The sequence below is a fragment of the Tabrizicola sp. genome (assembly GCF_041913445.1).
GTDB lineage: Bacteria > Pseudomonadota > Alphaproteobacteria > Rhodobacterales > Rhodobacteraceae > Tabrizicola.
This window is the reverse complement of sequence record NZ_JAYSFG010000048.1, coordinates 1-6,278: the sequence shown is the minus strand read 5'-3', so window position 1 is coordinate 6,278 and position 6,278 is coordinate 1. Positions and strand designations below refer to the sequence as shown.

The window sequence follows — 6,278 nt, the reverse complement described above, 5'->3', positions numbered from 1 at the left end:
ATGATGGAGACGCCTCCGACCACGACGGCGGCGATGGCCTTGAGTTCGTAGCCCAAGCCCGCGACGACGGTGATGTTGCCGAACTTTGCGAGGAACAGGAAGCCGGAGAGGCCGGCGAAGGCTCCGGACAGGACGAAGGCGGTGAGGACGACGCGGTTGGCGTTGATCCCGGCCATGAGGGCGGCGTCGGGGTTGGAGCCGACGGCGTAGAAGCGGCGGGCGGGGCGGTAGAAGGTGAGCGCGAGGCCGGTGACGAGGACGGCAGCCAGCGCGAGGAGGACGGTGACGCGGATGTCGAGGCCTCCGATGGAGAAGGCGTTGGCCGAGGGGAGGTCGACGAGCCATTGCGGCAGGCTTGCCGTGGTGATGGTCTTGGCGTCGGACCATTCGACGAGGAAGCTGCGGAAGAGCGCGAGCGTGCCGAGGGTCACGATGATGGAAGGCACCCGGCCCCAGGCGATGAGGATGCCGTTGAGCGCCCCCATCCCCGCGCCGAGGGCCATGCAGAAGAGGACGGCGAGGATCGGGTGGAGGTCGGGGTTTGCGCTCAGGAGTTGCCCCGCCATGTAGGCGACGACGCCGAGGATCGAGCCTGCGGAGAGGTCGATGTTGCGGGTCATGATCACGATGGCCTGGCCGACCGCGACGGGCAGCACCACGGCGGCGGAGGTGCTGATCCGGTTGAACATGCGGGGGGAGAGGTAGCCCTCGATCTGGGTGGCGAAGAAAAGCACCGTGGCGAGGAGGGCGAGGCCGAGCGCGAGGAGGCGCAGGGTCTGCGGGGAGGCGCGGGTGAGGAGGGTCATGCGGTGTGCCCTTGGGTGGGGGCGGTTATTGAATTGAGCGCTGACGCGCGAGCCTTTTGTCTCGCGGTTTTGTGCGTGAAGGACGCACAAAACCGCTCGGGGTGCCTCCGGCGGGGATATTTGGGCAAATGTGAAAGGGTATTGGGGCGCGCGGTCATGCGGCGGGTCTTTCGGCGGTGGCCTGGCCTGCGGCGAGCGCGATGACGCGTTCCTGGGTGGCGTCCTCGATGGGGAGGATGCCGGCCTGGCGGCCCTCGCGCATGACGAGGACACGGTCGGCCAGTGCCAGGACTTCGGGCAGGTCGGAGGAGATGACGAGGATGGCGACGCCTTCGGAGGCGAGCTGGCGGATGATGGCGTGGACCTCGGCCTTGGCGCCGACGTCGATGCCACGGGTGGGTTCGTCGAAAATCAGGACCCTTGGTTTGGTCTCCAGCCACTTCGCCAGCATGACCTTCTGCTGGTTGCCTCCCGACAGTTTGCCGACCTCGATCAGGGTGTCCGGGGAGCGGATGGCGAGGCGTTTGCGGTAGGTTTCGGCCATGGCGGATTCCGCGTGGCGGTCGATGAGGCCAAAGGGTTTCAGGAGTTTGTTCAGGCTTGCGAGCGAGATGTTCGCGAAGATCGAGAGCGGCATGGCGAGGCCGAGTTTGCGGCGGTCTTCGGAGACGTAGGCGATGCCGAGGTCCATCGCCTGTTGGGGCGTGGTGATGCGGACCTGTTGGCCTGCGAGGGTGATGGTGCCGTCGGTCGCGGGGGCGATGCCGAAGAGGGAGAGGGCGACATCGGTGCGGCGGGCGCCGACGAGGCCGGCGAGGCAGAGGACCTCGCCCTTGTGGAGGTCGAAGGTGATGTTCTGGAAGACACCGGCGCAGGTGAGGTTCTTGACGGACAGAAGCGTATCGCCGTGCGGGTTGGCGGCGGTCTTGACCGCGAAGCTTTCCAGGGCGCGGCCGACCATGTCCTTGACGAGGCCGTCTTCGGTGACCTCGGCGATGGGTTTGGTGGAGATGTGCTGTCCGTCGCGGATCACGGTGACGCGGTCGGCGATGCGGAAGATCTCGTCCAGGCGGTGGGAGATGTAGATGACGGCCACCCCTTGCGCCTTCAGCGCCCGGGCGATGTCGAGGAGGCGGGCGACCTCGTGGGCCGAGAGGCTCGCGGTCGGTTCGTCCATGATCAGGACCTTGACCTTGAGCGAGAGGGCGCGGGCGATTTCCACGGTCTGCTGTTCGGCGAGCGTGAGGCCGGAGGCGGCGCGGCGGACGTCGAGTTTGACGCCCAGGGGCGATATGAGGGATTCGGCTTCCGCATAGATCTCGGACCAGCGCATGATGCGGCCCTTGGCGCGGTTCGAGATGAAGATGTTCTCGGCGACGTTGAGGTCGGGGAAGACCATCGGCTCCTGGTAGATCGCGGCGATGCCGGCGTCTTGCGCGGCCTCGGTGGAGCGGAGGGTGACGGGCTGGCCGTCGACCCGGATCGTGCCGGTGTCGGGCTGGTGGACGCCGGTCATGATCTTGATCAGCGTGGATTTCCCCGCGCCGTTTTCGCCGACGATGGCGTGGACCTCGCCCGGCAGGACCGTGAGCGACATGTCCTTCAGCGCCTGGGTGGCCGCGAAGGATTTGGACAGGCCAAGAAGTTCCAGGACCGGCTGGGTCATGGGGCGGGTTCCACTGTGTCAGGGCATTGGGTCGGGTGGGAGCCCCCCACCCCATCCCTCCCCCACAGCGGGGGGAGGGAGGCGCTTTGCGTCGGCCGTGCGATCAGTTCGCGGCGGCTTCGACGTTGTCCTTGGTGTAGACCGTGAACGGCCCCATCAGCACGCGCTTGGCGCCCGGACGGCCGGGATCTTCCTCGATCTTGAAGGTGCCCATGCGGCCTGCGGTGAACTCTTCACCGACTTCGCCCTTGATCGCGCCGGTCGCCAGCGCATAGGAGGCGTGGTAGGTCAGGTAGCCGAGGTCGACGAAGCTCCACAGCGCGAACTGGGGGGCGCAGCCGTTCAGCGAGTAGCTGACCATTTCGGCAGGGAGGCCGAGGCCCGAGACCTTGACCTTCTCGCAAAGGCCTTCGTCCTGCATGGCCTTGGCGGCGGCGACGATGCCGACGGTGGTGGGGGCCATGATGACCTTGAGGTCCGGGTACTTGTCCACGAGGCCGAGGGCCTTGTTGTAGGACTCTTCCGACTGGTCGTTGCCGTAGACGACGTCGACGAGCTTCAGGTCCTTGTACTTGGCGTCCTCGGCCAGGACCTTCTTCATCGCGTCGATCCAGGCGTTCTGGTTCGCGGCGTCGGGGCTGGCCGAGAGGACGGCGAATTCGCCCGCGCCACCGGCGAGGTCGAAGGCCATGTCGGCCATCACGGTGCCGATCGATCCGAAGTCGACCTGGGCCACGAAGAAGCTCTCACCCGCGCCGTTCGGGATCGGGCTGTCCCAGGTCACGACCTTGGTGCCTGCGGCCTGTGCGGCCTCGGCCGCCGGGGCGATCTGGTCGCCGGCGTTGTTCGACAACATGACCACGTTCTGCTTCTGGGTGGTGGCGTTGGTCAGCATCTCGATCTGGCCGGCGGCGGAGTTTTCCGGGGTCGGGCCGATGAATTCCAGCGTGCCGGTGGAGCCGAGTTCCTTGGCGGCTTCCTGTGCGCCGCGGTTGGCCTGGTCGAAGGGCAGGATGCCGAGGAACTTGGGCAGAAGGACCGCATTGACCTGCTGGCCCGGGGTCGCGGTGACGGGTTCGGCCATCGCGGTCGAGCCCATCAGGGTCGCAAGGCCCGCCGCGAAGGCAAGGCCGGTGAGTTTCATCATCATGTGTTGTCTCCTCCCGTTTGTTATGCCTGCCGTGCCCTCCTCAGGCGGCGGTCAGGACTTTGGATTTGGTTGGGTCGATCAGGACCACCTCGACGCCCAGCTGTCGCAGATGGTCCAGCATGTGGGGTGGCGCGCCCGTGTCGGTGACCAGCGTGGTGACGCGGGTCAGGGGGCAGACCACCATGTTGCCGCGCGCCTCGAACTTGGTCGAGTCGGCGACGACAATCAGGTTTTCGGTGCGGGTCAGAAGTTTGGCTTCGGCCCGGGCCACCAGAGGGTCGCTTTCGATGATGCCAAGGGGCGTGATCGAATAGCAGGACATGAACATCTTCGAGGCGGCGAAGTGCTGGATCGCGTCTTCATCGAAGGGGGAGAGGATGATCCCGGCCTCACGATACAGCTCGCCGCCCGGCAGGACGACGCGGTTCGCCGAGTTGGCGATCAGCTCCTGCGCGATGGGGAAGGAGTTGGTGAGGACCTGCATCCGGTGCTGGCGCAGGTATTGCGCCATGAACCAGGTGGTGGAGCCGGCGTTCAGGATGATCGAGTCGCCGTCCTGGCAGAGGTTCGCCGCGCCCTGGGCCACGGCCTGCTTGAGCTCGGCGTTCAGCGTCTGGCTGGAGTCGAAGCTGGGGGCGGTCAGCGGGGTCTGGCCGGAGGCCACCGACTCGGCCCCGCCGTGGACGCGTCTGAGTTGGCCGGAGTCCTCCAGTTTCGCCAGGTCCCGCCGCAGCGTGGCGACCGAGGCGCCGGTCACGCCCACCAGGTCGGCCACGCGAACGATGCCACGGTCCCGCAGGCGGGTCAGGATCAGCTGCCATCTTTCGCGTTCATGCATCATGGCCGGAAGGCTGTCAGAATCGCTCATATCCGTCAACAAACAATCGCAATGCTGCATTGCGGAAGATTCTCTGCGGTGCAGTATGGCGTTTCGTGATTGACTGTGAGCGTTTCGTCCCTATCCTGACCGGCAACCTTTTCAGCCAAAGTCCGGACCGATGACCCAGGAAATCACGCTCAAGTCCCTGTGGGACGACGCTTATGCCGCCAAATTGGATGAGCCTGGGAAGCTTCTCTACCGCTCGAACCTGCTGGGGTCAGACCTGCGAATCACCAACTTCGGCGGGGGGAACACGTCCGCGAAGGTGATGCACAAGGACCCGCTGTCGGGTGAGGATGTGCAGGTGCTGTGGGTCAAGGGGTCGGGCGGGGATATCGGCTCGATGAAGCTCGACGGCTTCGCGACGCTGTACATGTCCAAGCTGATGCAGCTGCGGGCGCAATACCGGGGGCTGGACCAGGAAGATGCGATGGTCGAGGCCCTGGGGCACACGATCTTCAACCTGAACCCCCGCGCGCCGTCGATCGACACCTGGCTGCACGGGTTCGTGCCTTATGCCCATGTGGACCATGTGCACTCGGATGCGGTGATCGCGATTGCGGCCAGTGCCGATCAGGTGCGGTTGACGGAGGAGATCTTCGGTGGAGAGCTCGGCTATCTGCCCTGGCAGCGGCCGGGGATCGACCTGGGCATCAAGCTGGGCCAGATGGCCGAGGAGAACCCGAAGCTGAAGGGCGTGGTGCTGGGGCAGCATGGGCTGTTCACCTGGGCCGACACGGCGAAGGACTGCTACCTGCTGACGCTGGAGATGATCAACAAGGCGGCGGTCTGGCTGGATGCCAACGTGAAGCGGCCGGTATTTGGGGGGGAGAAGGTGGCAGCTTTGCCCGCTAATGAGCGCAAGGCAACCGCCCGTCGGCTGATGCCGCTGATCCGGGGACGCATTTCCGGCGGGGCGCATATGGTGGGTCATTTCACCGATGCGCCGGAGGTGCTGGAGTTTGTGAATTCCCATTCACTTTCCGATCTGGCACCGATGGGAACGTCGTGCCCGGACCACTTCCTGCGGACGAAGATCAAGCCTTTGGTGGTGCCTGCGGATGCCGATGCCGCCGCGCTGGACGGCCTGATCGCAGGTTATCGCGCCGACTACGCGGCCTACTACGACCGCTGCAAACGCCCCAATTCCCCCGCGATGCGTGACCCGAACGCGGTGATCTACCTGGTGCCGGGCGTCGGGATGATTTCCTTCGCCAAGGACAAGGCGACGGCCCGCGTCTCGGCGGAGTTCTACGTCAACGCGATCAACGTGATGCGCGGCGCCTCTGGCGTTTCGCAGTATCAAGGCCTGCCAGAGCAGGAGGCATTCGACATCGAATACTGGCTGCTGGAGGAGGCGAAGCTGCAGCGGATGCCGAAGCCGAAGCCGATGGCGGGCCGGGTGGCCTTCATCACCGGCGGGGCGGGCGGGATCGGCTCGGCTTCGGCGGAACGCCTGCTGCGCGAGGGCTGCAACGTGGTTCTGGCCGACATCGACCAGACCGCGATGGATGAGGTCGTGGCGGGCTTCGCCAAGCGCTACGGCCGCGACATGGTGCGCGGCGTGGTGATGGACGTGACCTCCGAGGCGGCGGTGATCGCGGCGGTGGAGTACACCGTGGGCGAATATGGCGGCCTCGATGTGCTGGTGAACAACGCAGGGATCACCAGCGCGGCGGCGGTCGAGGATACGACCCTGGCGATGTGGAACCGGACGATGGACATCCTGTCCACCGGCTATTTCCTGGTCGGGCGCGAGGGCTATCGTGTTCTGAA

General features: G+C 65.8%; 5 protein-coding genes. 1 reads left to right on the top strand and 4 read right to left on the bottom strand.

The genetic code is table 11. The annotated features are described in order from the left end of the window. From ACE3Q6_RS22120 to ACE3Q6_RS22105, 4 genes are all read right to left on the bottom strand, one after another. A partial coding sequence (locus ACE3Q6_RS22120) for an ABC transporter permease (RefSeq protein WP_374437276.1) occupies nucleotides 1-806 on the bottom strand: 806 nt, incomplete at its 3' end. A 154-nt stretch (nucleotides 807-960) separates the two neighbouring features. Next, nucleotides 961-2,472, bottom strand: a complete 1,512-nt coding sequence (locus ACE3Q6_RS22115) for a sugar ABC transporter ATP-binding protein (RefSeq protein WP_374437274.1) — start codon at nucleotides 2,470-2,472, stop codon at nucleotides 961-963. A 103-nt stretch (nucleotides 2,473-2,575) separates the two neighbouring features. Continuing rightward, entirely contained in the window at nucleotides 2,576-3,622 is a 1,047-nt protein-coding gene (locus ACE3Q6_RS22110) for a rhamnose ABC transporter substrate-binding protein (RefSeq protein WP_374437272.1), read from the bottom strand. A 40-nt stretch (nucleotides 3,623-3,662) separates the two neighbouring features. After that, a complete protein-coding gene (locus ACE3Q6_RS22105; protein WP_374437270.1) occupies nucleotides 3,663-4,490 on the bottom strand; it encodes a DeoR/GlpR family DNA-binding transcription regulator in 828 nt (275 codons plus the stop codon). A gap of 130 nt (nucleotides 4,491-4,620) precedes the next feature. On the opposite strand from ACE3Q6_RS22105, the gene ACE3Q6_RS22100 reads away from it, so the two are divergent. After that, nucleotides 4,621-6,278: bifunctional rhamnulose-1-phosphate aldolase/short-chain dehydrogenase (locus ACE3Q6_RS22100; RefSeq protein WP_374437267.1), on the top strand; the 1,658-nt coding region annotated here is incomplete at its 3' end.